A 241-nucleotide genomic window follows, 5' to 3' on the forward strand; every position below is an offset into this window, starting at 1 on the left:
CACTCCATCCTTCTAATGCATATTTGGAAGAAACGTAAGGAGATAGACCAGGAAATCCAACTTGACCACTAATGCTGCTTATATTAATAATTTTTCCGCTTTTTTGTTCTCTCATATATGGTAAAACAAGCTGAGTAATCGATATAGCACCAAAAAAGTTCGTTTCAAATTGTTTACGGTATTCCTCTACTGGAATTTCTTCTACAAATCCACCATTGGCATATCCTGCATTATTAATGAG

At 34.9% G+C, this 241-nt stretch carries 1 protein-coding gene; it reads right to left on the reverse strand.

What is annotated here, in order from left to right; all coding sequences use genetic code 11:
• Nucleotides 1-241: SDR family NAD(P)-dependent oxidoreductase (locus KVT11_RS20465; protein WP_217609207.1), on the reverse strand; the 241-nt coding region annotated here is incomplete at both ends.

Source organism: Bacillus sp. GbtcB10, assembly GCF_019091365.1.
Lineage (GTDB): Bacteria > Bacillota > Bacilli > Bacillales > Bacillaceae > Bacillus > Bacillus altitudinis.